Source organism: Pseudomonas sp. PDM19 (genome assembly GCF_014852215.1).
Lineage (GTDB): Bacteria > Pseudomonadota > Gammaproteobacteria > Pseudomonadales > Pseudomonadaceae > Pseudomonas.
Map to the genome: position 1 here is coordinate 203,615 of NZ_JACVBG010000005.1, position 25,419 is coordinate 229,033.

At 64.7% G+C, this 25,419-nt stretch carries 25 protein-coding genes; 18 read left to right on the forward strand and 7 right to left on the reverse strand.

What is annotated here, in order from left to right; all coding sequences use genetic code 11:
* The first annotated feature begins 43 nt into the window (after positions 1 to 43).
* Genes pyrR through IB273_RS27305 form a run of 3 tightly spaced genes read left to right on the forward strand, consistent with a single transcriptional unit; the run spans position 44 to position 2,874 of the window.
* Positions 44 to 556: a bifunctional pyr operon transcriptional regulator/uracil phosphoribosyltransferase PyrR gene (gene pyrR / locus IB273_RS27295; RefSeq protein WP_081519598.1), complete on the forward strand. Its 513-nt coding sequence runs from the start codon at positions 44 to 46 to the stop codon at positions 554 to 556.
* Between the two features lie 45 nt (positions 557 to 601).
* Entirely contained in the window at positions 602 to 1,606 is a 1,005-nt protein-coding gene (locus tag IB273_RS27300) for an aspartate carbamoyltransferase catalytic subunit (protein WP_192225480.1), read from the forward strand.
* On the forward strand, positions 1,603 to 2,874 hold the full coding sequence (locus tag IB273_RS27305; RefSeq protein ID WP_081519596.1) for a dihydroorotase: 1,272 nt from the start codon (positions 1,603 to 1,605) through the stop codon (positions 2,872 to 2,874). The genes IB273_RS27300 and IB273_RS27305 overlap by 4 nt, the downstream gene beginning before the upstream one ends.
* Before the next feature lie 175 nt (positions 2,875 to 3,049).
* On the opposite strand, the gene IB273_RS27310 is transcribed toward IB273_RS27305, so the two are convergent.
* From IB273_RS27310 to pilT, 5 genes are all read right to left on the reverse strand, one after another.
* Positions 3,050 to 4,219: a trans-sulfuration enzyme family protein gene (locus IB273_RS27310; RefSeq protein ID WP_151189059.1), complete on the reverse strand. Its 1,170-nt coding sequence runs from the start codon at positions 4,217 to 4,219 to the stop codon at positions 3,050 to 3,052.
* A complete protein-coding gene (locus tag IB273_RS27315) occupies positions 4,216 to 5,589 on the reverse strand; it encodes a pyridoxal-phosphate dependent enzyme (protein WP_192225481.1) in 1,374 nt (457 codons plus the stop codon). Before IB273_RS27315 ends, IB273_RS27310 begins: the two co-directional genes overlap by 4 nt.
* Before the next feature lie 163 nt (positions 5,590 to 5,752).
* Positions 5,753 to 6,157: an NINE protein gene (locus IB273_RS27320; protein WP_017520120.1), complete on the reverse strand. Its 405-nt coding sequence runs from the start codon at positions 6,155 to 6,157 to the stop codon at positions 5,753 to 5,755.
* 77 nt (positions 6,158 to 6,234) lie between these two features.
* A complete protein-coding gene (gene pilU / locus IB273_RS27325) occupies positions 6,235 to 7,380 on the reverse strand; it encodes a type IV pilus ATPase PilU (RefSeq protein ID WP_081519592.1) in 1,146 nt (381 codons plus the stop codon).
* A gap of 104 nt (positions 7,381 to 7,484) precedes the next feature.
* Positions 7,485 to 8,519: a type IV pilus twitching motility protein PilT gene (gene pilT / locus IB273_RS27330; protein WP_017520118.1), complete on the reverse strand. Its 1,035-nt coding sequence runs from the start codon at positions 8,517 to 8,519 to the stop codon at positions 7,485 to 7,487.
* Between the two features lie 73 nt (positions 8,520 to 8,592).
* On the opposite strand from pilT, the gene IB273_RS27335 reads away from it, so the two are divergent.
* The 15 genes from IB273_RS27335 to IB273_RS27405 all read left to right on the forward strand — a co-directional run bounded on the left by IB273_RS27335 (position 8,593) and on the right by IB273_RS27405 (position 23,055).
* Positions 8,593 to 9,282, forward strand: coding sequence for a YggS family pyridoxal phosphate-dependent enzyme (locus tag IB273_RS27335; RefSeq protein ID WP_081519687.1), 690 nt, complete (start codon positions 8,593 to 8,595; stop codon positions 9,280 to 9,282).
* A 17-nt stretch (positions 9,283 to 9,299) separates the two neighbouring features.
* Positions 9,300 to 10,133 carry a pyrroline-5-carboxylate reductase gene (proC, locus tag IB273_RS27340; RefSeq protein ID WP_151189056.1) on the forward strand — a complete coding sequence of 278 codons (834 nt, stop codon included), beginning with the start codon at positions 9,300 to 9,302 and terminating at the stop codon, positions 10,131 to 10,133.
* A 5-nt stretch (positions 10,134 to 10,138) separates the two neighbouring features.
* Positions 10,139 to 11,353 (forward strand): hypothetical protein, encoded by a 1,215-nt coding sequence (locus tag IB273_RS27345; protein ID WP_192225482.1) that lies wholly within the window; start codon positions 10,139 to 10,141, stop codon positions 11,351 to 11,353.
* Between the two features lie 142 nt (positions 11,354 to 11,495).
* A complete protein-coding gene (locus IB273_RS27350) occupies positions 11,496 to 12,089 on the forward strand; it encodes a YggT family protein (RefSeq protein WP_081519589.1) in 594 nt (197 codons plus the stop codon).
* 6 nt (positions 12,090 to 12,095) lie between these two features.
* A complete protein-coding gene (locus tag IB273_RS27355; RefSeq protein ID WP_081519588.1) occupies positions 12,096 to 12,386 on the forward strand; it encodes a DUF167 domain-containing protein in 291 nt (96 codons plus the stop codon).
* Positions 12,387 to 12,504: 118 nt separating this feature from the next.
* Positions 12,505 to 14,472 carry a dynamin-like GTPase family protein gene (locus IB273_RS27360; protein WP_081519587.1) on the forward strand — a complete coding sequence of 656 codons (1,968 nt, stop codon included), beginning with the start codon at positions 12,505 to 12,507 and terminating at the stop codon, positions 14,470 to 14,472.
* Positions 14,473 to 14,616: 144 nt separating this feature from the next.
* Positions 14,617 to 17,409: a pesticin C-terminus-like muramidase gene (locus IB273_RS27365; protein WP_192225483.1), complete on the forward strand. Its 2,793-nt coding sequence runs from the start codon at positions 14,617 to 14,619 to the stop codon at positions 17,407 to 17,409.
* 152 nt (positions 17,410 to 17,561) lie between these two features.
* Complete coding sequence (locus IB273_RS27370; protein ID WP_412548102.1) at positions 17,562 to 17,975, forward strand: lysozyme inhibitor LprI family protein; 414 nt, start codon at positions 17,562 to 17,564, stop codon at positions 17,973 to 17,975.
* 364 nt (positions 17,976 to 18,339) lie between these two features.
* A complete protein-coding gene (metX, locus tag IB273_RS27375) occupies positions 18,340 to 19,479 on the forward strand; it encodes a homoserine O-succinyltransferase MetX (RefSeq protein ID WP_192225484.1) in 1,140 nt (379 codons plus the stop codon).
* 8 nt (positions 19,480 to 19,487) lie between these two features.
* The gene (gene metW, locus IB273_RS27380) at positions 19,488 to 20,108 is read left to right on the forward strand and encodes a methionine biosynthesis protein MetW (protein ID WP_081519585.1); all 621 of its coding nucleotides are present in this window, start codon (positions 19,488 to 19,490) and stop codon (positions 20,106 to 20,108) included.
* Between the two features lie 34 nt (positions 20,109 to 20,142).
* Positions 20,143 to 20,565, forward strand: a complete 423-nt coding sequence (locus IB273_RS27385; RefSeq protein WP_081519584.1) for a DUF4426 domain-containing protein — start codon at positions 20,143 to 20,145, stop codon at positions 20,563 to 20,565.
* The gene (rdgB, locus tag IB273_RS27390) at positions 20,562 to 21,155 is read left to right on the forward strand and encodes an RdgB/HAM1 family non-canonical purine NTP pyrophosphatase (protein ID WP_192225485.1); all 594 of its coding nucleotides are present in this window, start codon (positions 20,562 to 20,564) and stop codon (positions 21,153 to 21,155) included. The genes IB273_RS27385 and rdgB overlap by 4 nt, the downstream gene beginning before the upstream one ends.
* Positions 21,152 to 22,360 (forward strand): radical SAM family heme chaperone HemW, encoded by a 1,209-nt coding sequence (gene hemW, locus IB273_RS27395; protein ID WP_225610314.1) that lies wholly within the window; start codon positions 21,152 to 21,154, stop codon positions 22,358 to 22,360. The genes rdgB and hemW overlap by 4 nt, the downstream gene beginning before the upstream one ends.
* A gap of 72 nt (positions 22,361 to 22,432) precedes the next feature.
* Positions 22,433 to 22,756, forward strand: coding sequence for a DUF3392 domain-containing protein (locus tag IB273_RS27400; RefSeq protein WP_017520106.1), 324 nt, complete (start codon positions 22,433 to 22,435; stop codon positions 22,754 to 22,756).
* Between the two features lie 44 nt (positions 22,757 to 22,800).
* Complete coding sequence (locus tag IB273_RS27405; protein WP_017520105.1) at positions 22,801 to 23,055, forward strand: hypothetical protein; 255 nt, start codon at positions 22,801 to 22,803, stop codon at positions 23,053 to 23,055.
* Positions 23,056 to 23,227: 172 nt separating this feature from the next.
* Here IB273_RS27405 and IB273_RS27410 read toward each other — a convergent pair whose 3' ends face one another.
* On the reverse strand, positions 23,228 to 24,574 hold the full coding sequence (locus tag IB273_RS27410) for a DUF1329 domain-containing protein (RefSeq protein ID WP_192225486.1): 1,347 nt from the start codon (positions 24,572 to 24,574) through the stop codon (positions 23,228 to 23,230).
* Between the two features lie 170 nt (positions 24,575 to 24,744).
* Positions 24,745 to 25,416: a tRNA (guanosine(46)-N7)-methyltransferase TrmB gene (trmB, locus tag IB273_RS27415; protein WP_218035533.1), complete on the reverse strand. Its 672-nt coding sequence runs from the start codon at positions 25,414 to 25,416 to the stop codon at positions 24,745 to 24,747.
* Positions 25,417 to 25,419: the final 3 nt, after the last annotated feature.

Below are 25,419 nucleotides of genomic sequence, written 5' to 3' on the forward strand. Positions count from 1 at the left end.
GCCGCCCGCGCCGGGTGGCCTCGCCAACCGAACCGGAGACGTCATGACCCTGCCCAGCCCCGCCGAACTCATCCCCCGCATGGCTACCGACCTGCGCAACTACCTCGCGCAGCGCGGGATCGACTCGCCGCGCTTCGTCGGCATCCACACTGGCGGCATCTGGGTCGCCCAGGAACTGCTCAAGGCACTGGGCAGCGACGAGATCCTCGGCATCCTCGACGTCTCCTTCTACCGCGACGATTTCAGCCGCAGCGGCCTGCACCCGCAGGTCCGTCCGTCGGAACTGCCCTTCGAGATCGACGGCCAGCACCTGGTGCTGGTGGACGACGTGCTGATGAGCGGCCGGACCATCCGCGCCGCGCTCAACGAGCTGTTCGACTACGGCCGCCCGGCCAGCGTGACCCTGGTCAGCCTGGTGGACCTGAACAAGCGCGAGCTGCCCATTCGCCCGGATATCGTCGGCGAAACCCTGTCCCTGGCACCCAACGAGCGGGTAAAATTGCGCGGTCCCGCACCACTCGTCCTCGAGCGCACGCTTCTCAGCACCGCGCTGTAACTCCGCGCGCCCGGACCTCCACCCCCAACTTTCAGGGCCTGCCACATGCCGACCGACGCCAAGCGCCCGCTGCAGCTCAACGACCTGGGCCAGCTGCGCCACTTCCTCTCGCTCGACGGGTTGTCCCGCGAACTGCTGACTGAAATCCTCGACACCGCCGATTCCTTCCTCGAAGTCGGCGCCCGCGCGGTGAAGAAAGTCCCGCTGCTGCGCGGCAAGACCGTGTGCAACGTGTTCTTCGAGAACTCCACGCGCACCCGCACCACCTTCGAACTGGCCGCCCAGCGCCTGTCCGCCGACGTCATCTCGCTGAACGTGTCGACCTCCTCGACCAGCAAGGGCGAGACGCTCACCGACACCCTGCGCAACCTCGAGGCCATGGCCGCCGACATGTTCGTCGTGCGCCACAGCGACTCGGGCGCCGCGCACTTCATCGCCGAGCACGTCAGCCCCAACGTCGCCGTGATCAACGGCGGCGACGGCCGCCACGGCCACCCGACCCAGGGCATGCTCGACATGCTCACCATCCGTCGCCACAAGGGCAGCTTCGAGAACCTCTCGGTGGCCATCGTCGGCGACATCCTGCACTCGCGGGTGGCGCGCTCCGACATGCTGGCGCTGAAGACCCTCGGCTGCCCGGACATCCGCGTCATCGCCCCGCGCACCCTGCTGCCGGTGGGCCTGGAAGACCAGTACGGGGTGAAGGTGTTCACCGACGCCAACGAAGGCCTGAAGGACGTCGACGTGGTGATCATGCTGCGCCTGCAGCGCGAGCGCATGGCCGGCGGCCTGCTGCCCAGCGAAGGCGAGTTCTTCAAGCTCTACGGCCTGACCCAGAAGCGCCTGAAGCTGGCCAAGCCCGACGCCATCGTCATGCACCCCGGCCCGATCAACCGCGGCGTGGAGATCGATTCCGCCGTGGCTGACGGCGAACAGTCGGTGATCCTCAACCAGGTCACCTACGGCATCGCCATCCGCATGGCCGTGCTGTCCATGGCCATGAGCGGCCAGAACGCCCAACGCCAGCTGGAACAGGAGGACGCGCAATGACCGTCAGCATTCGTGGCGCCCACCTGATCGACCCGGCCAGCGGCCTGGACAAGGTCTGCGACCTGCACATCGAGGCCGGCCGCATCGTCGCCATCGGCGACGCCCCCGAAGGCTTCCACGCCGCCCAGGAAATCGACGCCGCCGGCCTGACCGCCGCGCCCGGCCTGGTGGACCTGAGCGTCGCCCTGCGCGAGCCGGGCTACAGCCGCAAGGGCAGCATCGAAAGCGAAACCCGCGCCGCCGCTGCCGGTGGCGTCACCAGCCTGTGTTTCCCGCCGCAGACCAAGCCGGTGCTGGACACCTCCGCCGTCGCCGAGCTGATCCTCGACCGCGCCCGCGAAGCCGGCAACGCCAAGGTCTTCCCCATCGGTGCGCTGACCAAAGGGCTCGCCGGTGAGCAACTGTCCGAGCTGGTCGCCCTGCGCGACGCCGGCTGTGTGGCCTTCACCAACGGCCTGGCGCCGATGGCGAGCAACCGCGTGCTGCTGCGTTCGCTGGAATACGCGGCGACCTTCGACCTGACCGTGGTGTTCACCTCCCAGGACGCCGAACTGGCGGCCGACGGCATCGCCCACGAAGGCCCGACCGCCAGCTTCCGCGGCCTGGCCGGCATCCCGGAAACCGCCGAGACCGTGGCCCTGGCCCGCAACCTGCTGCTGGTGGAGCAGTCCGGCGTGCGTGCGCACTTCAGCCAGCTGACCAGCGCCCGTGGCGTCGAGATGATCGCCCAGGCCCAGGCCCGTGGCCTGCCGGTCACCGCCGATGTGGCGCTGTACCAGCTGATCCTCACCGACGAGGCACTGGCGGACTTCTCCAGCCTGTACCACGTGCAACCGCCGCTGCGCTCGCGCAAGGACCGCGACGCCCTGCGCGAAGCGGTGAAGAGCGGCGTGATCCAGGCCATCGCCAGCCACCACCAGCCCCACGAGGCGGACGCCAAGAACGCACCGTTCGCCGCGACCGACCCGGGCATCAGCAGTGTCGAACTGCTGCTGCCGCTGGCCATGACCCTGGTGCAGGACGGCCTGCTCGACCTGCCGACCCTGCTCGCGCGCCTCTCCAGCGGCCCGGCCGCCGCCCTGCGCCTGCCGGCCGGCAAGCTGGCCATCGGCGCGGCAGCGGACGTGGTGCTGTTCGAAGCCGACGGCCAGACCCTGGCCGGCGAGACCTGGCACTCCCGTGGCCAGAACTGCCCGTTCCTCGGCCACTGCCTGCCGGGCGTGGTGCGCTGCACCCTGGTGGACGGACATATCGTCCACGCGGTGTAACGCTCCGCCGTCCCATGCAAAAGCCCGCCGATTGGCGGGCTTTTTCTTTTCATACGGCGAATCCCGTGCAGGAGCGCGCCATGCGCGCTATCGCGGGCATGGCGCGCTCCTACAGGGTGCTGCAAGTGATGGGTATCGCTGCGCTCCACACCATCCTACAAATGCGTCTCGTGCTTCAGATCATCGCCAAAGCCTTGGCCAGATCGGCGCGCAGGTCTTCTACATCCTCTACCCCCACCGACAGGCGAATCAGCGAATCGCCGATCCCCAGCGCCGCGCGGTTCTCCGGCGGGATGCTGGCGTGGGTCATGATCGCCGGGTGCTCGATCAGGCTTTCCACGCCGCCCAGGCTTTCCGCCAGGGCGAACAGCTGGACGTTCTCCAGGAAGCGCCGCGAGCCGGCGAGGTCGGTGTCCAGGTCCAGCGAGATCATCCCGCCGAAGCCCTTCATCTGCGTACGCGCCAGTTCATGCTGCGGGTGTGACGGCAGGCCGGGGTAATAGACGCGCTTCACCTGAGGTTGCTGTTCCAGCCATTTCGCCAGGTCCAGTGCATTGGCGCAGTGGCGCTCCATGCGCAGGGCCAGGGTCTTCACTCCGCGCAGGGTGAGGAAGGCGTCGAACGGGCCGGCGATGGCGCCCACCGAGTTCTGCAGGAAGCCCAGGCGTTCGGCGAGGTCGGGGTTGTCGCCGACGATGGCGATGCCGCCGATGACGTCGGAGTGGCCATTGAGGTACTTGGTGGTGGAGTGCACGACGATGTCGAAGCCCAGGTCCAGCGGACGCTGCACGTAAGGGCTGGCGAAAGTGTTGTCAGCCACGCAGAGGATGCCGCGCTCGCGGCAGGTGCGGGCGATGGCGGCCAGGTCGGTCAGGCGCAGCAGCGGGTTGCTCGGGGTTTCCACCCAGACCATGCGCGTCTTGTCGGTCAGCGCCGCTTCCAGGGCGCCGGGCTGGGCCAGGTCGGCGAAGTGGAAGTCGTGCCCGGCGCTGCGCCGGCGCACCCGCTCGAACAGGCGGAAGGTGCCGCCGTAGAGGTCGTTGCCGGAGACGATGTGCGAGCCGGCGTCGAGCAGTTCCAGCACCGCCGAGATCGCCGCCAGTCCCGAGGCGAAGGCGAACGCCTTGCTGCCGCCCTCCAGGTCCGCCACGCAGCGCTCCAGCGCCCAGCGCGTGGGGTTGTGCGAGCGGCCGTAGTCGAGCCCCTTGTGCACGCCGGGGCTTTCCTGGCGGTAGGTCGAGTTGGCGTAGATCGGCGGCATGATCGCCCCGGTGGACGGGTCCGGCTCCTGCCCGGCGTGGATCACGCGGGTGGCGAAACCGAGGCGGTCGTCGTGCTGGCTCATGCGAGGGTCCTCCGCAAATGGTTGAGCAGGTCGAATCTTGTGATCAGGCCGTGGAAGCCCGAGGCGTCGGCGATGATGGCCACCAGGCCGCGGCCGAGCACGGCTTCCAGTTCGCCGAGGCTGGCACCGGGGGCCAGGGTTTCCGGAGCGTCGCTCATGGCGCTGGAGACTTCGCAACGGTAGTGCGCCGGGTCGTCATGCACGCCCATGAGGATGTCGGACTCGTCGATCACGCCGACCAGGCGCTTGCCGTCGAGCACGGGGAGCTGGGAGATGTCCGCCAGGCGCATGCGCTGGAAGGCGGTGAGCAGGGTGTCGCCGGGGCCGACACTGACCACCCGCCCTTCTTCGAAACGCCGCGCGATGATGTCGCGCAGGTCGCCGTAGCGCTTGCGCTGCAGCAGGCCCTGGTCGGTCATCCACTGGTCGTTGTAGATCTTCGACAGGTAGCGCGTGCCGGTGTCGCAGACCAGGCTGACCACGCGCTTGGGTTCCTTCTGCTCGCGGCAGAAGCGCAGCGCGGCGGCCAGCAGCGTGCCGGTGGACGAACCGGCGGCGATGCCTTCGTTGCGCAGCAGCTCGCGGGCGGTGGCGAAGCTTTCCTCGTCACTGATCGAGTAGGCATGGCGCACGCTGGAGAGGTCGGCAATCGACGGCACGAAGTCTTCGCCGATGCCCTCGACCGCCCAGGAGCCGGGCGTGCCGATGGCACCGGAGCGCGAGTACTCGGCCATGATCGAGCCCACCGGGTCGGCCAGGACCATTTCCAGCTCGGGCTGGACCTTCTGGAAGAAGCGCGTGAGCCCGGTCAGCGTGCCGGCGGAGCCGACACCGACCACCACGGCGTCGAGGTCATGGCCGGTCTGCGCCCAGATTTCCGGGCCGGTGCCGGTCTCGTGGGCCAGCGGGTTGGCGGGGTTGTTGAACTGGTCGGCGAAGAAGGCGTCGGGCAGGTCTTTCGCCAGCCGCGCGGCGACGTCCTGGTAATACTCGGGATGGCCCTTGCCGACGTCGGAGCGGGTGATGTGCACCTCGGCGCCCATGGCGCGCAGGTGCAGGACCTTCTCGGTGGACATCTTGTCCGGCACCACCAGCACTACCCGGTAGCCCTTGGCGCGGCCGACCAGTGCCAGGCCCAGGCCGGTGTTGCCGGCGGTGGCTTCGACGATCACGCCACCGGGCCTGAGCCGGCCGTCACGCTCGGCGGCCTCGATCATGGCGACGCCGATGCGATCCTTGATGGAGCCGCCGGGGTTCTGCGATTCAAGCTTGAGGAACAGGGTGCAGGGTCCGGTATCGAAGCGCGTCACGCGGACCATGGGGGTATTGCCGATCAGGTCGAGTACGGCAGGGCGGGATTCGTTGCTCATGGCAGCCACTCCTTCTGCGGCGCCACGGGGATCGCCCGGCGGCGCCTGCTACTGTCCTCCTGACCTTAGGCGGGAGGCACAGGTCGCGCCAGGTGGCGCGACGAAAGACGGCGAGGCAGAAGGTGTGCGAAAGGTGCGGCATTACCTGAAGGATTGCTCCGGATCAGATTCGCTGCGGCCCGTTGCGCTCGGAAATCTGGCTGTTCAGCGTCCAGAAGTCATACAGCACGCCGATGAAGAACAGCCCGCCGGTGAACAGGTAGAGGATGCCTGTGAGCCACTTGCCCATGTACATGCGGTGCACGCCGAACACGCCGAGGAAAGTCAGCAGGATCCAGGCGACGTTATAGTCCACGCCGCCGGAGCGGTAACGCTGGTCCGCCGCGTCATCCATGGAGGGAATGAGGAACAGGTCGATGATCCAGCCGATGAAGAACAGGCCGAGGGTGAAGAACCAGATGGTGCCGGTGATCGGCCGGCCGTAGTAGAAGCGGTGCGAGCCGGTGAAGCCGAAGATCCACAGCAGGTAGCCGATGACCTTGCTGTGGGTGTCAGGGTTGGCGGACATGCCTTTCTCCCGTTGCGTTACAAGGTCATCAGCATAAACGAAAAGCCCGCACGGGGCGGGCTTCTCAAGGAGCAGGATCAGCGGAAACGGCGGTTGGGATCGTCTTCGCTCATCTCCAGGGTCAGGCCCTGGGTCATGGTGGTCAGGTGGTCGGCGTCGGTCTCCGAACCCAGCTTGATCATCAGGCGCAGGTCGTTCGCCGAGTCGGCGTAGGCCAGCGCATCTTCGTAGGTGATCTCGCCCTGGGTGTAGAGCTGGTACAGCGCCTGGTCGAAGGTCTGCATGCCCTGCTCGGTGGAGCGCTTCATCAGCGGCTTGAGCTCGTGGACCTCGCCCTTGCGGATCAGGTCGGCGGCCAGCGGGGTGTTCAGCAGGACCTCGATCACCGCGCGGCGGCCCTTGCCGTCCGGGGTGGGCACCAGTTGCTGGGCGACGATGGCCTTGAGGTTGAGCGACAGGTCCATCCACACCTGGCCATGCCGGTCGGCCGGGAAGAAGTGAATGATCCGCTCCAGCGCCTGGTTGGCGTTGTTGGCGTGCAGGGTCGCCAGGCACAGGTGGCCGGTTTCGGCGAAGGCCACGGCGTGGTCCATGGTCTCGCGCGAGCGCACCTCGCCGATCATGATCACGTCCGGCGCCTGGCGCAGGGTGTTCTTCAGGGCCACCTCGAAGGTATCGGTATCCAGACCCACTTCACGCTGGGTGACGATGCAGCCCTGGTGCTGGTGGATGTACTCGATGGGGTCTTCGATGGAGATGATGTGGCCGGTGGAGTTCTTGTTGCGGTAGCCGATCATCGCCGCCAGCGAGGTGGACTTACCGGTACCGGTGGCACCGACGAAGATCACCAGGCCGCGCTTGGTCATCGCCAGCTTCTTGAGGATTTCCGGCAGCTTCAGGTCGTCGATGGTCGGGATGTTGGTCTCGATGCGGCGCAGCACCATACCCACCAGGTTGCGCTGGTAGAAGGCGCTGACACGGAAGCGGCCGACGCCACGGGCACTGATCGCGAAGTTGCACTCGTGGTTCTCGGCGAAGTCGCGGCGCTGCTGCTCGTTCATCACCGACAGCACGGTCTCGCGGGTCTGCTCCGGCGACAGGGCGGTCTTGGTGACCGGCAGTACCTTGCCGTTGACCTTCATCGAAGGCGGCACGCCCGCCGTGATGAACAGGTCGGAGGCTCCCTTTTCCACCATCAGGCGCAACAGCTTCTCGAATTCCATGATCTTTCTCGCCGAGTTCACGCTGACTACGACAGGGCTGTCGGATCACGAAGCGGGTGCGTGTGGCGCGCTCCGTGCGCCGGGCCGCAAGGGCCCGGTGGGATTTAGAAGTTTTCCGGGATCTTGGCTTTTTCTTTCGCCGCGTCGCGGGTCACCAAGCCCTTGGCGACCAGGCCCTTGAGGCACATGTCGAGGGTCTGCATGCCGATCGCGCCGCCGGTCTGGATGGCGGAGTACATCTGCGCGACCTTGTCCTCGCGGATCAGGTTCCGGATCGCCGGGGTGCCAATCATGATCTCGTGGGCCGCAACACGACCGCCGCCGATCTTCTTCAGCAGGGTCTGGGAAATCACCGCCTGCAGGGATTCGGAGAGCATGGAGCGGACCATGGATTTCTCCTCGGCGGGGAACACGTCGACGATACGGTCGATGGTCTTGGCCGCGGAGGTGGTGTGCAGGGTGCCGAAGACCAGGTGGCCGGTTTCCGCGGCGGTCAGCGCCAGGCGGATGGTCTCCAGGTCGCGCATCTCACCCACCAGGATGATGTCCGGGTCTTCACGCAGTGCCGAGCGCAGGGCCTCGTTGAAGCCCAGGGTGTCACGGTGCACTTCGCGCTGGTTGACCAGGCACTTCTTCGATTCGTGGACGAATTCGATCGGGTCTTCGACGGTGAGGATGTGGCTGTACTTGGTGTTGTTCAGGTAGTCGAGCATCGCCGCCAGCGAGGTGGACTTGCCCGAACCGGTCGGGCCGGTCACCAGGACCAGGCCGCGCGGCACGTCGGAGACGCGCTTGAACACTTCGCCCATCCCCAGGTCTTCCATGGTCAGTACCTTGGAGGGAATGGTCCGGAACACGGCGCCGGCGCCGCGGTTCTGGTTGAAGGCGTTGACCCGGAAGCGGGCGACGCCCGGCACTTCGAAGGAGAAGTCGGTTTCCAGGAACTCTTCGTAATCCTTGCGCTGCTTGTCGTTCATGATGTCGTAGATCAGCGCGTGAACCTGCTTGTGCTCCAGCGGCGGCAGGTTGATGCGGCGAACATCGCCGTCGACGCGGATCATCGGCGGCAGGCCGGCCGAGAGGTGCAGGTCCGAAGCGCCCTGCTTGGCGCTGAAGGCGAGCAGCTCGGTAATATCCATGGGACTCCCCAATCAAGAGCAAGCAGGTAGAATGCCGCAGAACACGCAGCAGCCGGGCGGAAAAGCGACGGTAATGTCCACGATAGCAGAGAATATTGCAAAGGTTCGCGTACGAATCCGTGAGGCGGAACAAGCGAAAAATCGCACGCCTGACTCGGTGCAGTTGCTTGCCGTGAGCAAGACCAAACCCGCCGCCGCGATCCGCGAAGCGTTTGCCTGCGGCCTGGCCGATTTCGGCGAGAACTACCTGCAGGAAGCGCTGCTCAAGCAGGCCGAACTGGCCGACCTGCCGCTGACCTGGCATTTCATCGGCCCCATCCAGTCGAACAAGACCCGGCCGATCGCCGAGCACTTCGACTGGGTGCATTCGGTGGACCGCCTGAAGGTCGCCCAGCGCCTCTCCGAGCAGCGCCCGGCGAACCTGCCGCCGCTGAACGTGCTGTTGCAGGTGAATGTCAGCGGCGAGGACAGCAAGTCCGGCTGCTCCCCTGCCGAGCTGCCCGCCCTCGCCCAGGCGGTTGCGCAACTGCCCCACCTGAAACTGCGCGGCCTGATGGCCATCCCCGAACCCACCGAGGACATTGCCGCGCAGCACGCCGCGTTCGCCCGCCTGCGCGAGCTGATGCAAGCCCTGAATCTCGGCCTGGACACCCTGTCCATGGGCATGAGCCACGACCTCGAAGCCGCCATCGGTGAAGGCGCCACCTGGGTGCGGATCGGTACCGCCCTGTTCGGCGCCCGCGACTACGGCGCCTCCCACTGAATAAAGGAAGCGACTCCATGAGCAGCACCCGCATTGCCTTCATCGGCGCCGGCAACATGGCCGCCAGTCTCATCGGTGGCCTGCGCGCCAAGGGCGTCGCCGCGAGCGACATCCGCGCCAGCGATCCGGGCGCCGAGCAGCGCGCGAAGATCGCCGCCGAGCACGGCATCGAAGTGGTCGGCGACAACGCCAGCGCCGTGGCCGGTGCCGATGTGGTGGTCCTGGCGGTCAAGCCGCAGGTCATGAAGGACGTCTGCCTGGCGCTGGCGCCGTCGCTGAGCGAGAACGCACTGATCGTCTCCATCGCCGCCGGCATCCCCTGCGCCAGCCTCGAACGCTGGCTGGGCGAGGTGAACGGCCAACCGCGCGCCATCGTCCGCTGCATGCCCAACACCCCGGCGCTGGTCGGCCTGGGTGCCAGCGGCCTGTACCCCAACGCCAGCGTCAGCGCCGCCCAGCGCGAGCAGGCGGAGCAACTGCTGAGCGCCGTGGGCATCGCCCTGTGGCTCGACGAGGAGCGCCAGATCGACGCGGTCACCGCCGTCTCCGGCAGCGGCCCTGCCTACTTCTTCCTGCTGATGGAAGCCATGACCACCGCCGGTGAGAAGCTCGGCCTGTCCCGCGAAGTCGCCGGCCAACTGGCCCGCCAGACCGCCTTGGGCGCCGCACAGATGGCCACCACCAGCGATGTCGACCCGGCCGAACTGCGCCGTCGTGTGACCTCGCCCAAGGGCACCACCGAAGCGGCCATCAGCACCTTCCAGGCCAACGGTTTCGAGGCGCTGGTGGAGAAGGCAGTCGGCGCCGCCGATCACCGCTCCGCCGAGCTGGCCGAACAACTGGGCCGCTGATTGCGATGACGCACCCCGCCCGGCGACCAGGGAAGGTCGCACTGCCCCTCGCTGTCTGCTTCCTGCTGGCCGGCACCGCCGCTCAGGCCGCGCAATGCCCGGTTGCCGCGCCCATCGACGAGGCCCCGCGAGCTGCCTATCAGGCCATGCAGCAAGCCATGGCAAGCGGTTTCACCGACGACGCCGACAACACCGTCACGCCAGCGCTCAGCCAGGCCATCGAGCATTACAAACAGACGCTGGCCGACGCCTTCGACGCTCACCTGGCCTGCGCCCAGGCCGCGCCGGACCTCGACGCCCTGCAGGCCGATCTGCGCCAGCGCCTGCTGCCCGCACCGAAGCCGGCCAGCGAAGACGAAGTGGCGCTGCCCGACCAGAACGAGATCGTCGTCAGCCTGAGCGACAGCCCAACCCCGCTGCTGCTGGTCAGTGGCGGCTTCGCCATTCCCTGCGGCAGCGACAACGTCCTGCGTGGTTACCGCCGCGAAGGCGATGCCTGGGTGCGTGCACTGGACTGGCAGAGCGGCCCCTACAAAGACATCTCCGGCGCCTACGGCGACCTGTACCTGTACGAGCGCCTGTCCAGCGGCGACATTGCACTGATGCACGGCACGCCCTGGTGCACTTCGCGCTGGAGCCACCTGGCAGTGGAAGTGATACGCCCGGCCACGGCCGACCAGGCCCAGCGCACCCTGCTGCACAACGAGCACGACTACGTCCGCGATGAACACGAAGTGAAACTCAAGGCCCGCCCCGACGGCTTCGAGTGGCGCGCCGAGGTCGGCAGCCTGGACGGCGACCTGCTGACCCGACCGGGCATCTTCCGCTTCCGCCAGGACGGTGAAGCCTTCCAGCGCATCCAGCCCGCCGCGTCCAATGGCCGCGGTTTTGTGGATGAATGGTTGCGGGTGGACGCCACTCTTGCCCGTGCCTGGACGGACCCGGCCGGAGCCGATACTGCGCTGACCGCGCGCGAAGAACTCATCGAGCTGAACAAGCGCACCGGCGTCACCCTGGCCTACACCGCCGTGCGCGGCTGCAAGAAAGACCCGGCGCGCTTCCAGGTGGACATCGAGCTGGACAGCCCGCAGCCCCTGGCCGAAGGCAACCAGCGCTATGTCAGCATCCGCCAGGAATCCAATGGTTTCGCCCTGCTGGGCCTGAGCCGAACCGCCGACCCCGACTGCAACGGCCGCGATCTGATGGCCAGGCGGGGTTGAATTTGCACGTGACGAAACACACTTACACGCGACCGGCGACGATGAATTCCCTACAGTATGGCGTTACAGCGCCGTCGTTGACCGACCGCCCGATTCGCCCGGCCCTGCGCGCCGGCGCCCAACGCTCACCAAGGACCGCCCAATGACCGGACTTTCCACAGCCGCCATCTATGTGATCCAGACACTTGGCAGCCTGTACCTGCTGATCGTGCTGCTGCGCTTCATCCTGCAACTGGTCCGCGCCGACTTCTACAACCCGCTCAGTCAGTTCATCGTGCGCGCCACCAAGCCGCTGCTGAACCCGCTGCGCCGCGTCATCCCCGGCTTCGGCGGCATCGACTTCGCCTCGCTGGTGCTGGCGATCCTGGTCCAGCTGGTGCTGATGGTCATCACCCTGACCCTGATGGGCTACGGCGTCGGCGGCTACATCCTGCAGCTGCTGGTGTGGTCGATCATCGCGGTGACCTCGCTGTTCCTGAAGATCTTCTTCTTCGCCCTGATCATCAGCGTGATCCTCTCCTGGGTCGCTCCGGGCAGCTACAACCCCGGCGCCCAGCTGGTGAACCAGATCTGCGAGCCCTTCCTGGCACCCTTCCGCAAGCTGCTGCCGAACCTCGGCGGGCTGGATATCTCGCCGATATTCGCGTTCATCGCGCTGAAGCTGATCGACATGCTGGTGATCGGCAACCTGGCCGCGATGACCGGGATGCCGCAGATCCTTTCGCCCTTCATGTAAGCAGGCATGCCGTTCTATCACTGGGACGGCGAGGACCTGATCCTCGACTGCCACCTGCAGCCCAAGGCGAGCCGCGACGAGTTCGCCGGGCTGCACGGTGAGCGCCTGAAGATCCGCCTCACCGCGCCACCAGTCGAAGGCAAGGCCAACGCCCACCTGCTGGCCTTCCTCGGCAAGGCCTTCGGCGTACCGAAAAGCGCGGTGAAGCTGGAAAGCGGCGAACTGAACCGCCAGAAGCGCGTGCGCATTCCCCGTCCGACGAAACTTCCGGCAGAACTCGGGATAGCCGCTCAGTAACCTTGGCCGACCTTACGCGTAGGAATGTGCTGTAGGCCAATTGCTATTCCTACGCCCCGACGCATAATCCACGCCATCCATTCCCCGCGCAGGACGCGCCAGCCCAAGGAACGCCCGGATGAGCATGGAACGTCTCAGTCAGCAGATCGATGCCTACGTCACCTGGAAGCGCGAGCTGGTCCGCGAGATCACCCGCTATCGCAGCTGGCTGGAGCGCGCCCGGCTGAATACCCCGGAAATCGAGAACCGTCTCGAACGCACCCTGCGCCTGCTGCGCGTCGACCACATCACCCTGGCCTTCGTCGGCGAGTACTCGCGCGGCAAGACCGAGCTGATCAACAGCCTGTTCTTCGCCGGGTTCGGCCGCCGCATGCTGCCGTCCCAGGCCGGGCGCACCACCATGTGCCCCACCGAGCTGTTCTTCGACCCACGTTCCGAGCGCCCGTACATCCGCCTGCTGCCCATCGAGACCCGCGTCGCCGATGCCAGCGTCGCGCAGTTCAAGCGCATCCCGCGGCACTGGGTGAACATCCCGCTGGATACCTCCGACCCGGCGAACATGGCCGAGGCCTTCGCCCAGGTCGCCAAGACCAAGCCGCTGCCGGTGGAACAGGCGATCCAGCTGGGCTTCCACCCGGACATGCTCGAAGCCACCGACAAGCCCGGCATCGTGCTGGTGCCGGCGTGGCGCCACGCGCTGGTCAACTTCGACCATCCGCTGCTGCGCCAGGGCCTGCGCATCCTCGACACCCCCGGCCTCAACGCCCTGGGCAGTGAGCCGGAGCTGACCCTGTCGATGCTGCCCAGCGCGCAATCGATCCTCTTCCTGCTGGCCGCCGATACCGGCGTCAGCGCTTCCGACATGGCGATCTGGCAGGACCACGTGCGCCAGCTCGGCGAGGACGGCCATACCACCCTTTATGCGGTGCTGAACAAGATCGACGTACTCTGGGACGACCTGGCCGGCGAGGCCTTCGTGCAGAACGCCATCCGCCACATCCAGGACACCACCGCGCGCCAGCTGGGCATCGCCCGCGAGGACGTGCTGCCGCTGTCGGCCAAGCAGGCGCTGCTGGCCAAGGTACGCGGCGACCGCGAACTGCTCGCGCGCAGCCAGATGGAGTCCCTGGAGGACCTGCTCTGCGAGCGCATCGTCGCGCAGAAGGAACGTCTGCTGGAAACCGCCGTGGTCGGCCAGGTGCTGGCGCTGGTCAACAACAGCCAGCACAGCCTGCGCGTGCGCCTGGACAAGGTGAAGGAGCAGCAGGCGCTGCTCAACGACCAGCAGCAGGACAGCGGCCAGCTGCTGTTCGAGCTGACCGCGCGGACCAAGGACGACCACAACCTGCACCACAAGCGCCTGCTCAGCCTGAAGACCAACCAGCGCCTGCTGCGCCACCAGGGCGAGCAGCTGCGCGAGGCAGTACGCGCCGAGCGCCTGGAACAGCACCTGAAGAAGGTCCACGACAAGCTGCGCGGCAGCTGGACCACGGTCGGTATCCACCAGGCCATCCTGCAGTTCTTCCGTACCGTGGAAGGCGACCTGGTCGCCCTCGGCCACGAAGCCGAAACCGCCAACCGCATGGTCGCGGCCATCTACCAGCGGCACAACGAGGAAAACCCGCTCAACGCCCTGGACGCCCCGCAGTTCCGCGTCCAGCGCTACCTGCGCGACCTGGCCAAGCTGCAGGAGAAGGCCGACCGCTTCCGCCTGCACCTCAAGACCCTGCTCACCGAGCAGCGCCTGCTGACCCGGCGCTTCTTCGCCACCGTCGCCCAGGAAGTCATCGGCCTGCACCAGCGCCTGCGCGAGGAAGCCGAGCAATGGGCCGCCGACGCCCTGATGCCGCTGATGCAGTACAGCCTGGAACACAAGCAGATGCTGGAAACCCACATGCTGCGCCTCAAGGCCCTGGCCCAGGAAACCCAGCAGGCGCGGCAGCGCTCGCTGCTGCTGGGGCGCTATACCGAGGAGCTGGAACAGCAGCTCACCGAGGCCACCGACATCCTCCGCCAACTGCGCCGCCCGGCGCCGCTGCAACGCCAGGCCAAGGTCGTCACCCTGCCCACCTCGCAGCGCGCCTGAACCCCGCGCAGCTCAATCGGAGGGTGCTGTCTTTTCGCTGTAATACTGACGCCGATTCAACAAAGCCGTTAGGAATCGGCTGAATAGGCAGCATCCAACCCATCTGCTCCCATGCAGGCTCCTTTTCAGACAAGGAAGCCTGCCATGCTCAGTTCACTCAGCGATCTCTACGAGGGTCTGAAGGACGAATACCGGCGCTGGCGCTATGGGCCGCCGCCCCCGCAGAACTCCCGGCAACAGCCGCCAGCCTCTCGCCCTGCTGCGCCCCCGCCGGTCCCTGTTCCACCAACGGCAGCACCAGCTCCTGCGCCGGCTGCCCAGACTCCATCGCCGCTGAAGAACTGGAGCTACCCCTTCAAGGTACAAACCGGAGGCCAGGAAGCCCCCATCTCCCAGCTCACCCACATGTCGAAAGCGCTGGCGGGCTTCTATCCGCTGGGCATCAACGGCATGTGGCATGGCGGCGTGCACTTTGATGCAGGCACCGCCAGCGCGCTCGATCAGAGCCACGTCAGTTGCCTGGCCGATGGCGAGGTGGTGGCCTACCGGATACCCACCGTCACCCCGAAGACCACCTACCACAAAGGCCACGACGACACCGTCTCCCTGCCCTTCGCCAGCGGCTTCGTACTGGTCCGCCACCGCTTGCAAGCCCCCGCGATCGAAGGCGCGACAAAGCCGCCACCCAGCCTGGTTTTCTACAGCCTCTACATGCACCTGGAGGACTGGGCGAGTTACCAGGCCGACGCGGCGAAGGCCCGTCCGGTGTTCTGGGCCGCCAGTTCCTATCGGGTAAAGAACGATGTGGCTGACCCCGGCCCCATCGGCCTCACCGTGCACGACAAGCCCAGTCCAAAGGGAGCCATCGTGAGCGTCCTGCCACGCGGCACCCGCGTGACCATCGGTGGCTCCGCCCCCTCGCACGGCTACGTGAAACTGGTGAGTGCGGAAGGCATCGAACTACCAGCGCTCGGCCCGCAACACGGAACGGCCCGCGGCTATGTCCGCCTTGATGCACTGGACACGGCCACAGGGGCCTACCGCGTCAAGGACAACGCCCTGGGCCAGAAACCTGGCGACCAGCTCAATATCCACGCCACGGCAGCGGCCACCAGCAAAGTCACCGGCACACTGGCACGCGGCACCGAACTGGTCGTCAGTGGTGACGGCGCCTACCGCAAGCTGGAAGCCGTGATCCCCCAGGGCCTGGAAGGCGACGGACACACCGAAGTGCCTGAACTGCCCGCCTACGGTGGTGACTATGGGCACCAGGCCCCGGAGGGTTATGTACGCTTTGCCGCACTGGCCCCCCTCATCGCGCCACTGCAACGGGACTCGGTCGCCCTTCCGGACCCGCCGATCCCGATCAAGGCCGGCCAGTTGATAGGGCACATCGGCGTCTACCACGACATGAAGAAATCCGAGGAGCGCAAACTCCACCTGGAAGTCTTTACCGCCCAGGACATGGTCAAGTTCCTCGCCGACAGCCGCGACTGGGCACGGCAACTGCCGGAGAGCGAGCGAACCTGGCTCAAACTGGCCAAGGGCACTCGCGTCATCAGCCACCAGGACAGCTACAAGAAGGCCACACCACCCACTCTGCAGGATGCCGGCAAAGACAGTGCCGACGACCTGCTGATTCCCAGAAGCCTGCTGGATGGCCTGCGCGCCGAATGGAAAATCCAGCTCCCCGCCGCAGGTGAACAAAAGGCCCGCAACTGGTATCGCCTGGATGGCCTGCTCAACGACGACACCGGCAACCTCATCGACGGCTGGGTCTGCGAGGAAGTGGGCGTCACCCCGTGGGTCAGTCCCTGGGCCTGGGAAGGCTACGACATCATCGTCAACGTCAATCCCCTCGAAGAGGGCATGGCCTACTTCAAGCAACTGCACTCCGACCTTGGGCTCCAGGCCATGGCCGACCGCTGGGACAAAGGCCCCCTGCAGACGCGCCTGTACGACATCATCGGCACCGGCCCCGACAACAAGCTGACGGCCGCCAAGATAAAAAGAGCCCTGGAAATCCCCGCCCGCGCGCAGTCCATCGCGCAACTGGTCATCCAGTATGAAAGCGAATGGCGCTACACCGCGAAAAGAATGGAGCCGCTGGACAAACTGCTGGGCCACACCCGCACCGAGCCGATACTGAACTGGATTGCGGAGAAGGGGCGCAGGAAGGCGCTGGGTTTCTGGGATGACGTGTGGGGGAAGGTGGGATTGCCGGAGGCGGCCAAGGTTTATCACTTGCACCCAACTGGGTTTGTTTGTTGGTTGAAAAGAGTCTGCCCAAAAGACTGCACGACAGAGACTTATGAACTTGACACAACGAAAGGAACATATAGGGTCACAAAAGAATCATTCGAATACATATTGAAAACTGAAGGCTTCAGAGAAAAACCATATGTCCCTGGCGGCGCTAGCGGGGTAACAATTGGGTATGGGTATGATCTCGGCCAGCAAAAAACCGAGCAGGTTCGTATTGACTTATCTGGAATATACTCTGACACCGAAATTGATCAACTTGTAGCAGTTATTGGAAAACAAGGAGATAACGCAAGATCTGTAGTAGGTTCGCTTTCGGGTATAACCATAAGCAAACCAAGAGCTTTGGAACTTGCTCTAAAAATGAAAAAGCGATATGCACAACTCGTTGTAGAGGCATATCCCCAGTCGATTAATTTGCATCCGCACTGCCAAGGGGCTCTACTGTCACTGGTAATTAACAGAGGCAACTCGCTTGATAAGCCTGACTTGGAGTCGCGACTAGAAATGGCACAAATAGCTGACGATCTGAATATTGAAAAATACGAATTGATACCTTCTAGGCTAAGGTCGATGAAAAGGCTATGGATTGGAAAGCCTGGGATGGGTGGATTGATTACACGTCGGGAGGCTGAGGCAAAATTATTTGAGAGGGGTTTAAAATGCGATTGTTAGCAGCAACGCTTTTCTCTTTTTTATTTCCAGCAACGCGCTATCCAAGGAGGCATGCGAACCTAAGTCAACTGTATCTAGCGACATCTTTTCATGCCTAGATGAGTACTACAAGAAAATAGATAAAGAGCTCAATACTCAATACTCAATACTCAATACTCAATACTCAATACTCAATACTCAATACTCAATATAAGAGAGCACAGACCGACTTGGACATCAAGGGTCTGACCGATGTAGAGAAGGAATGGATAAAATTTAGGGACTTGAACTGTGACTATATTTATAGATCATATTCCCCCGGGGCGGAAAGCGGGATGGAAAAGATGAGTTGCCTTATCTCTCTGAGCTCGGCCAGAGAGAGCGAGATCGCATACATGAGATCAGGAGTCTTGAATGACGGATTTAATACTGCCCTATACATTTCCGAGGAAATCTCCGAAGAAGTTAGAGGGTATTTTATTGACCAAGTAAAACGTAGGTATAACCTCCCAGATAACGGAGTGTATTTTGAAAAAATTGCCGCCTATCTGAATCACTTCATGGTGAAAATTTCGAGCTCTGCATGACAAGGATGAAATTTCAAAATCATATTAGATAAAATATCATACTTAACCAACACCTTGGAAAAGCACTTCACCAACAGAATGAAAAATATAATTATAAGAACCGCCATGAAGTATATAAAATCAAGCAGCAATAATAAAAACTGCGAAAAATCGAGCAAGACACTCAGCACCAAGAAAAGCACAACTAGACTTGATGGCAAGAAATACATCTTGCCAACTAACACGATACCCCCAAGAGCCCTATAAAATTATTCCCACCCATAAATTGAAATGCCCCCTTCTTCGTGGACTACCCCCCCAACCCTTGCCGCTACGGGCGGCGCTCTTTAGACTGGCCGTCCTTTTTTATTCATGAGCTGGGTCGATGCCAACAGTCTTCCCCGAAGATTCCGTCGGTCTGGTCACCCCCCAGACGCTGCAGTTCGACGAACCGCTGCCCCTGGCCTGCGGCAAGACCCTGCCCGAATACCAGCTGGTGATCGAGACCTACGGCGAGCTGAACGCCACGGCGAGCAACGCCGTGCTGATCTGCCACGCCCTTTCCGGCCATCACCACGCCGCCGGCTACCACAGCGAGGATGAGCGCAAGCCGGGCTGGTGGGACAGCTGCATCGGTCCGGGCAAGCCCATCGACACCCGCAAGTTCTTCGTCGTCGCGCTGAACAACCTGGGCGGCTGCAACGGCTCCACCGGGCCGACCAGCCTCAACCCTGCCACCGGCAAGACCTACGGCGCAGACTTCCCGGTGGTCACAGTGGAAGACTGGGTCAACAGCCAGGCACGCCTGGCCGACCGCCTCGGCATCCACAGCTGGGCCGCCATCGTCGGAGGCAGCCTGGGCGGCATGCAGGCGCTGCAGTGGACCATCAGCTACCCCGAGCGCGTGCGCCATTGCCTGTGCATCGCCAGCGCACCCAAACTGTCGGCGCAGAACATCGCCTTCAACGAAGTCGCCCGCCAGGCCATCCTCTCGGACCCGGAGTTCTTCGGCGGCCACTTCCAGGAACACGACGTGATTCCCAAGCGCGGCCTGCGCCTGGCGCGGATGGTCGGGCACATCACCTACCTCTCCGATGACGCCATGGGCGCCAAGTTCGGCCGCGACATGAAGTCGGAGAAGCTCAACTACGACCTGCACAGCGTCGAGTTCCAGGTGGAAAGCTACCTGCGCTACCAGGGCGAGGAGTTCTCCACCCGCTTCGACGCCAACACCTACCTGCTGATGACCAAGGCGCTGGACTACTTCGACCCGGCCGCCGCCAACGGCGACGACCTGGCGCGCACCCTCGCGGGGGTGAAGGCGGACTTCTGCCTGATGTCCTTCACCACCGACTGGCGCTTTTCCCCGGCACGCTCGCGGGAAATCGTCGACGCGCTGCTGGCGGCGAAGAAGAACGTCAGCTACCTGGAAATCGACGCACCGCAAGGCCACGACGCCTTCCTGATGCCGATTCCGCGCTACCTGCAAGCCTTCAGCGGTTACATGCACCGCATCAGCGTATAAGGACCACCATGCGCGCCGACCTGGAAATCATCCAAGACTGGATCCCCGCCGGCAGCCGCGTGCTCGACCTGGGCTGCGGCGATGGCGAGCTGCTCGCCTGGCTGCGCGACCACAAGCAGGTCGGCGGCTACGGCCTGGAGATCGACTCCGACAAGATCGCCAAATGCATCGAACGCGGTGTCAATGTCATCGAACAGGACCTGGACAAGGGCCTGGGCAACTTTGCCAGCGACAGCTTCGACGTGGTGGTGATGACCCAGTCGCTGCAGGCCCTGCGCTACCCGGACAAGGTGCTGGCGGAGATGCTGCGCGTGGGCAAGACCTGCATCATCACCTTCCCCAACTTCGGTCACTGGCGCTGCCGCTGGTACCTCGCGCGCAATGGCCGCATGCCGGTGTCGGAGTTCCTTCCGTACACTTGGTACAACACGCCGAACATCCACTTCTGCACCTTCCGCGACTTCGAGGCGCTCTGCCACGAGCAGCACGCGAAGGTGCTCGACCGTCTGGCGGTAGACCACGAGCACCAGCATGGCTGGGCCTCGCGAATCTGGCCTAATCTGTTGGGTGAGATCGGCATCTACCGGATCAGCGGCGCTGGCGTGCAAGACCACCGCATCGCCGTCTGATCGCGGCTATCTGATAGAGCCCGGGAGAAACATCATGCGCCGCCTGCTTACCTTCCTCGCCTGCCTGGTCCTCGCCGTGCCCGCCTTCGCCGAACAGGTGAAGCGCCTGGGTGATCTGCAGGTGCACTACAGCGTGTTCAATTCCAGCTTCCTCCAGCCCAATGTCGCGCAAGCGGTGGGCGTGGTACGCAGCAAGGCCCAGGGCGTAGTCAACATCGTGCCGCTGGACGCCAGCGGCAAGCCGGCCAACGTCACCGTCGCCGGCTCCGCGAAGAACCTGATGGGACAGACCGTCCCCCTGACCTTCAAGCGTGTGGTCGAGGAAGGCGCCGTCTACAACCTGGCGCAGTTCCCCATCGAAGGCCGCGAAACCCTGACCTTCTCCATCCAGGTCCAGTCCGGAAACGAAGCCCCGCAAAGCTTCGATTTCATGCAGGAAATCTTCCCAGACGAATGATCAAGCTCGAACAACTGGTGCTGGCCAGTCACAACGCCGGCAAGCTCAAGGAACTCCAGGCCATGCTCGGAGCCCACGTGAAGGTGCGCTCCATCGGCGAGTTCAGCGACGTGGAACCGGAAGAGACCGGCCTCTCGTTCGTCGAGAACGCCATCCTCAAGGCCCGCAATGCCGCGCGCATCTCCGGCCTGCCGGCGCTGGCCGACGACTCGGGCCTGGCGGTGGACTTCCTTGGCGGTGCGCCGGGCATCTATTCCGCGCGCTACGCCAACGGCAAGGGTGACGCGGCGAACAACGCCAAGCTGCTGGATGCCCTGAAGAACGTGCCCGACGAGCAACGCGGCGCCCAGTTCGTCAGCGTGCTGGCCCTGGTCCGCCACGCCGACGACCCGCTGCCGATCCTCTGCGAAGGTCTCTGGCACGGCAGCATCCTGCGCGAAGCCCGCGGCGAACACGGCTTCGGCTACGACCCGCTGTTCTGGGTGCCGGAAGCCGAGTGCTCCAGCGCCGAGCTGGCGCCCGAGCGCAAGAATCAGATCAGCCACCGCGCCCGCGCGATGGCCCTGCTGAAGCAGCGGTTGGGACTATGACCAAGGCTTCAGGCGACAGGCTTCAGGCCACAGGCAAAAGCCCCCACCTGCAGCCTGCGGCCTGCAGCCTGCAGCTTCCGCCGCTCTCGGCGTACGTGCATATCCCCTGGTGCGTGCGCAAATGCCCCTACTGCGACTTCAACTCCCACGCTGCTGGCCCAGAGCTGCCCGAGGACGCCTACGTCGAGGCGCTGCTGGCTGACCTGACGGCAGATCAGGGCTATGTGTACGGCCGCAAGCTGACCTCGATCTTCTTCGGCGGCGGCACGCCCAGCCTGTTCTCGGCCAAGGCGCTGGGCCGCATCCTCGCAGGCCTGGAGCGACAGGTCGGGTTCGAGAGCGACATCGAGATCACCCTGGAGGCCAACCCCGGCACCTTCGAGCAGGCCAAGTTCGCCGACTACCGGGCGCTGGGCATCAACCGCCTGTCCATCGGCATCCAGAGCTTCCAGGCCGAGAAACTCAAGGCACTGGGCCGCATCCACGATGGTGACGAAGCAGTACGCGCCGCCGAAATGGCCCGCCGCGCCGGCTTCGACAACTTCAACCTGGACCTGATGCACGGCCTGCCGGAGCAGAGCGTCGCCGACGCCCTGGCCGACCTGCAGCAGGCCGTCGACCTGGCGCCGACGCACCTGTCCTGGTACCAGCTGACCATGGAGCCGAACACGGTGTTCTGGAGCCAGCCGCCGGAGCTGCCCGAGGATGACCAGCTGTGGGAAATCCAGGAAGCCGGCCAGGCGCTGCTCGCCCAGGCGGGCTACGCCCAGTACGAAACCTCGGCCTATGCCCGTGACGGCAAGCGCGCGCGGCACAACCTGAACTACTGGACCTTCGGCGACTTCCTCGGCATCGGCGCCGGCGCCCACGCCAAGCTGAGCACGCCGCAAGGCCGCATCCTGCGCACCTGGAAGACCCGCCTGCCGAAGGACTACCTGAACCCGGAGAAACCCTTCCAGGCCGGCGAGCGCGACCTGGAAGCGGACGACCTGCCCTTCGAATTCATGATGAATGCCCTGCGCCTCACCGACGGCGTACCGGCGGCGACCTTTGCCAAGCGCACCGGCCTACCGCTGACCGCCATCGAGGAAGCCTGCCGCCAGGCACGCCAGGACGGCCTGCTGGTGAACGACCCGCAGCGCCTGGCTCCGACCGAACGCGGCCAGCTGTTCCTCAACGATCTGCTACAGCGCTTCCTGCCTTGAGAATGCGTCGGGCGACGCTGCCGTCGCCCGCCGTGTACACTCCCCGGCGACTCTGAATCCCAAGGAGCCCCAATGGACTTCGCGCTCGACCTGATTGCCAACGTCTCCCGCTGGTGCCGCGGCCACCTGTCCGACATCGCCCTGGCGATCATGGCGACCGTGCTGGTGCTGTTCGGCCCGGCGATCAACGCCTGGGTACAGCAACGCATCGGCAGCCTGAACTTCGTCTTCCGCACCCTGCTGTTCGTGCTGATCTGCGCCGTCGGCTATGGCCTGGCGATGGTCTTCGTCACCCCGTGGCTGGCCAAGGGCCTGGGTTATTTCAACAACTACACCCTGGCCCCCGTCCTGCTGCTAGTGTTCTTCGTGATTGGCATGATCGCCGACCGCAGTTGACCTGCGTTCCTCCGGCGGTTGGCCACCCATCCGCCGGAGGACACATGAAGCCGATCAAGCATCTCTACCTGCACTTCTCCGATGGCCAGCGCCTGGCGCTGCGCTTCCCGCAACAGAGCGACGACCCCGCCGAAGTGGCCCGCGGCATCCGCAAGCAGATGGAGTCGCCGGTAATCAGCATCGAGGTGGACGGCGACCTGCTGATCATCCCGCGCACCAGCATCAAGTACCTGCAGATCAGCCCGGCGCCAATGCGCATGCCGGAGACCACCGTGCTGGGGGCGGAGTTGATCGAGTAGAAGGCCTGCGTCTGCGCAGGAGCGGATTCATCCGCGATCGGGTCGGTACGGTGCCAACTGACAGCACCGCCTTTCAGGCGGTTCGCGGGCATGGCCCGCGACTCGCTGAACCAGCAGCGACATTCCACACTGCACAAACACAAAGGCCGCCTCGCGGCGGCCTCTGCTGGACTCAGTTACCCTCGCGGCGCAACGCCTGCGGAGTGAAGTCGCGCGGCCCCAGCGGGACCTTGAAGTCGTACATCGGCTCGTTGTTGTCCAGGCCGTCGACGAAGTAGCGCGCCCCTTCGAAGTCGTACAGCGCTTCCAGGGTGCTGAGCACCATGGGCACGTCGTAGTAGTTGATCGGGTGCACTTCCTGGGCGCGGATCAGCTTGCCGTCGGCGTTGTAGATGTCCGAGGCGAGGATCTGCCAGCTGTCTTCATCCAGGTAGAAGCGGCGCTTGGCGAACGGATGGCCCATGCCCTTGCGCAGGGTCGCCTCGACCACCCAGACGCGGTGCGGCTCGTAGCGCAGCAGCTCGGGGTTGAGGGTCTTGGTCCTGAGGATGTCGGCGTAGGGGATGCCCTTCTGGTGCACCGCGTAGCTGTTGTACGGCACCAGCATCTCGCGCTTGCCCAGCAGCTGCCACTCGTAGTGGTCCGGCGCGCCGTTGTAGACGTCCACGGTGTCGGCGGTGGCCAGGCCGTTGGTGTCGGGCTGCAGGGTGTCGTAGGCCAGGCTCGGCAGGCGGCGCACGCGACGCTCGCCGCTGTTGAAGCGCCAGGCCTTGCGGATCGACAGCACCTGGTCGATGGTCTCCTGCACCACCAGCGCAGAGCCGGCGAGCTTGGCCGGGGCGACGATGTTGTACTTGTAGTAGAACAGCGTGTTGTTCAGGTCCTGCGGGGTCATGCCCTCGCGACCGTAGTTGAAGTACACGTAGCGGTCGAGCTTGAGCAGGTTGTAGCTGCCGCTGGCGAGCACGGCGGCCTGGTTGGTCACCATGTGAATCTGCTCGCCACGGTAGCGCATGATGTGGTTCCAGATGGCTTCCAGGCCGGTCTTCGGCATCGGGAACGGCACACCGGCGGCGGCGCCCTGCACGCCGTTGCCGTCGGCGATCAGTTCGGCGTTCTCGGCATTGAAGCGGGTGGCGTCATAGATGCGCTGGGGCAAGGATGCACTGCGGCGGCTGGGGAAGACGCGCAGGTAGTAGTCCGGGTTCTCCTGCAGCAGCGCCTGGGTGCCGGGAGTGAGCAGCGCCTGGTACTGCGCCAGGTTCTTGCTGTCGATCTTGTACTGCACGGCATCGGTGGCGTACGGATCGAGGTGGTGGGTGCCGGGCTGGTAGCCCGCCGGGGCGCTGGTGATGCCACCGGTCCACGCGGGGATGGTGCCACTGGCATTGCCGGCCATTTCCGCCCCCATCGGCGTCAGGTCGCGACCCAGTCGAGCGGCCTCGGTGGCATCGACTTTCGCCTGCGCCGGCAGGACCCACACCCCCGCCATCAGCAGTACAGCAAGTTTCTTCAACACAGCAGACTCCTTTGCGACGGACTCCTGTCCATCACTCTTATTTTCGTCCGCGGCGGATGCCGCTTTTTATTCAGGAGGTGAGGGTGGCCTTTGCGGCCTGCCGGGTGGTCCCGGTCTATAGGCTGTTCATCCGTGAAAAAGGCCTGCTGCGCAGGCCTTTTTCCGCTGAATCAGTCGACACGCTCGAACTTCAGGTCCCAGACGCCATGCCCGAGTCGCTCCCCGCGACGTTCGAACTTGGTGACCGGACGCTCTTCCGGGCGCGGCACATAGGTATTGTCCGCCGAAAGGTTGCGATAGCCGGGTGCGGCATTCATCACTTCCAGCATGTGCTCGGCATATTGTTCCCAGTCAGTGGCCATGTGCAGCACGCCGCCGACCTTCAGCTTCTGCCGTACCAGCTCGGCCCAGGCCGGCTGCACGATACGACGCTTGTGGTGGCGCGACTTGTGCCACGGGTCCGGGAAGAACAACAGCAGACGGTCGAGGCTGGCATCGGCCACGCAATCGCGCAGCACTTCGATGGCGTCGCAGCTGTAGACGCGGATGTTGCTCAGTTCCTGGGTCAACATGCCGTTGAGCAGTGCGCCGACGCCCGGACGGTGCACCTCCACGCCGATGAAGTCCTGCTCCGGCGCGGCAGCGGCCATCTCCAGGGTGGCGTGGCCCATACCGAAGCCGATCTCGAAGGTACGCGGCGCCTGGCGCCCGAACACCTGGTCGAAGTCCCGCGCGCCGTCGGCCAGTTCCAGGCCGTACTTCGGCCAACCCTGGTCGAGGCCGCGTTGCTGGCCTTCGGTCATGCGCCCGGCGCGCATCACGAAGCTCTTGATGGCGCGCATCGG

Bases quoted from the DNA above. Each gene is read 5' to 3' on its own strand.
- IB273_RS27385 (WP_081519584.1), top strand. From the start codon at position 20,143: ATGCGCCGCCTGCTTACCTTCCTCGCCTGCCTGGTCCTCGCCGTGCCC.
- IB273_RS27305 (WP_081519596.1), top strand. From the start codon at position 1,603: ATGACCGTCAGCATTCGTGGCGCCCACCTGATCGACCCGGCCAGCGGC.
- IB273_RS27320 (WP_017520120.1), bottom strand. From the start codon at position 6,157: ATGTCCGCCAACCCTGACACCCACAGCAAGGTCATCGGCTACCTGCTG.
- IB273_RS27365 (WP_192225483.1), top strand. From the start codon at position 14,617: ATGCTCAGTTCACTCAGCGATCTCTACGAGGGTCTGAAGGACGAATAC.
- IB273_RS27345 (WP_192225482.1), top strand. From the start codon at position 10,139: ATGACGCACCCCGCCCGGCGACCAGGGAAGGTCGCACTGCCCCTCGCT.
- pilT (WP_017520118.1), bottom strand. From the start codon at position 8,519: ATGGATATTACCGAGCTGCTCGCCTTCAGCGCCAAGCAGGGCGCTTCG.
- metX (WP_192225484.1), top strand. From the start codon at position 18,340: ATGCCAACAGTCTTCCCCGAAGATTCCGTCGGTCTGGTCACCCCCCAG.
- proC (WP_151189056.1), top strand. From the start codon at position 9,300: ATGAGCAGCACCCGCATTGCCTTCATCGGCGCCGGCAACATGGCCGCC.
- IB273_RS27335 (WP_081519687.1), top strand. From the start codon at position 8,593: ATGTCCACGATAGCAGAGAATATTGCAAAGGTTCGCGTACGAATCCGT.
- IB273_RS27355 (WP_081519588.1), top strand. From the start codon at position 12,096: ATGCCGTTCTATCACTGGGACGGCGAGGACCTGATCCTCGACTGCCAC.
- IB273_RS27405 (WP_017520105.1), top strand. From the start codon at position 22,801: ATGAAGCCGATCAAGCATCTCTACCTGCACTTCTCCGATGGCCAGCGC.
- hemW (WP_225610314.1), top strand. From the start codon at position 21,152: ATGACCAAGGCTTCAGGCGACAGGCTTCAGGCCACAGGCAAAAGCCCC.
- IB273_RS27300 (WP_192225480.1), top strand. From the start codon at position 602: ATGCCGACCGACGCCAAGCGCCCGCTGCAGCTCAACGACCTGGGCCAG.
- IB273_RS27400 (WP_017520106.1), top strand. From the start codon at position 22,433: ATGGACTTCGCGCTCGACCTGATTGCCAACGTCTCCCGCTGGTGCCGC.
- pyrR (WP_081519598.1), top strand. From the start codon at position 44: ATGACCCTGCCCAGCCCCGCCGAACTCATCCCCCGCATGGCTACCGAC.
- metW (WP_081519585.1), top strand. From the start codon at position 19,488: ATGCGCGCCGACCTGGAAATCATCCAAGACTGGATCCCCGCCGGCAGC.
- IB273_RS27315 (WP_192225481.1), bottom strand. From the start codon at position 5,589: ATGAGCAACGAATCCCGCCCTGCCGTACTCGACCTGATCGGCAATACC.
- trmB (WP_218035533.1), bottom strand. From the start codon at position 25,416: ATGCGCGCCATCAAGAGCTTCGTGATGCGCGCCGGGCGCATGACCGAA.
- IB273_RS27350 (WP_081519589.1), top strand. From the start codon at position 11,496: ATGACCGGACTTTCCACAGCCGCCATCTATGTGATCCAGACACTTGGC.
- IB273_RS27360 (WP_081519587.1), top strand. From the start codon at position 12,505: ATGAGCATGGAACGTCTCAGTCAGCAGATCGATGCCTACGTCACCTGG.
- pilU (WP_081519592.1), bottom strand. From the start codon at position 7,380: ATGGAATTCGAGAAGCTGTTGCGCCTGATGGTGGAAAAGGGAGCCTCC.
- rdgB (WP_192225485.1), top strand. From the start codon at position 20,562: ATGATCAAGCTCGAACAACTGGTGCTGGCCAGTCACAACGCCGGCAAG.
- IB273_RS27310 (WP_151189059.1), bottom strand. From the start codon at position 4,219: ATGAGCCAGCACGACGACCGCCTCGGTTTCGCCACCCGCGTGATCCAC.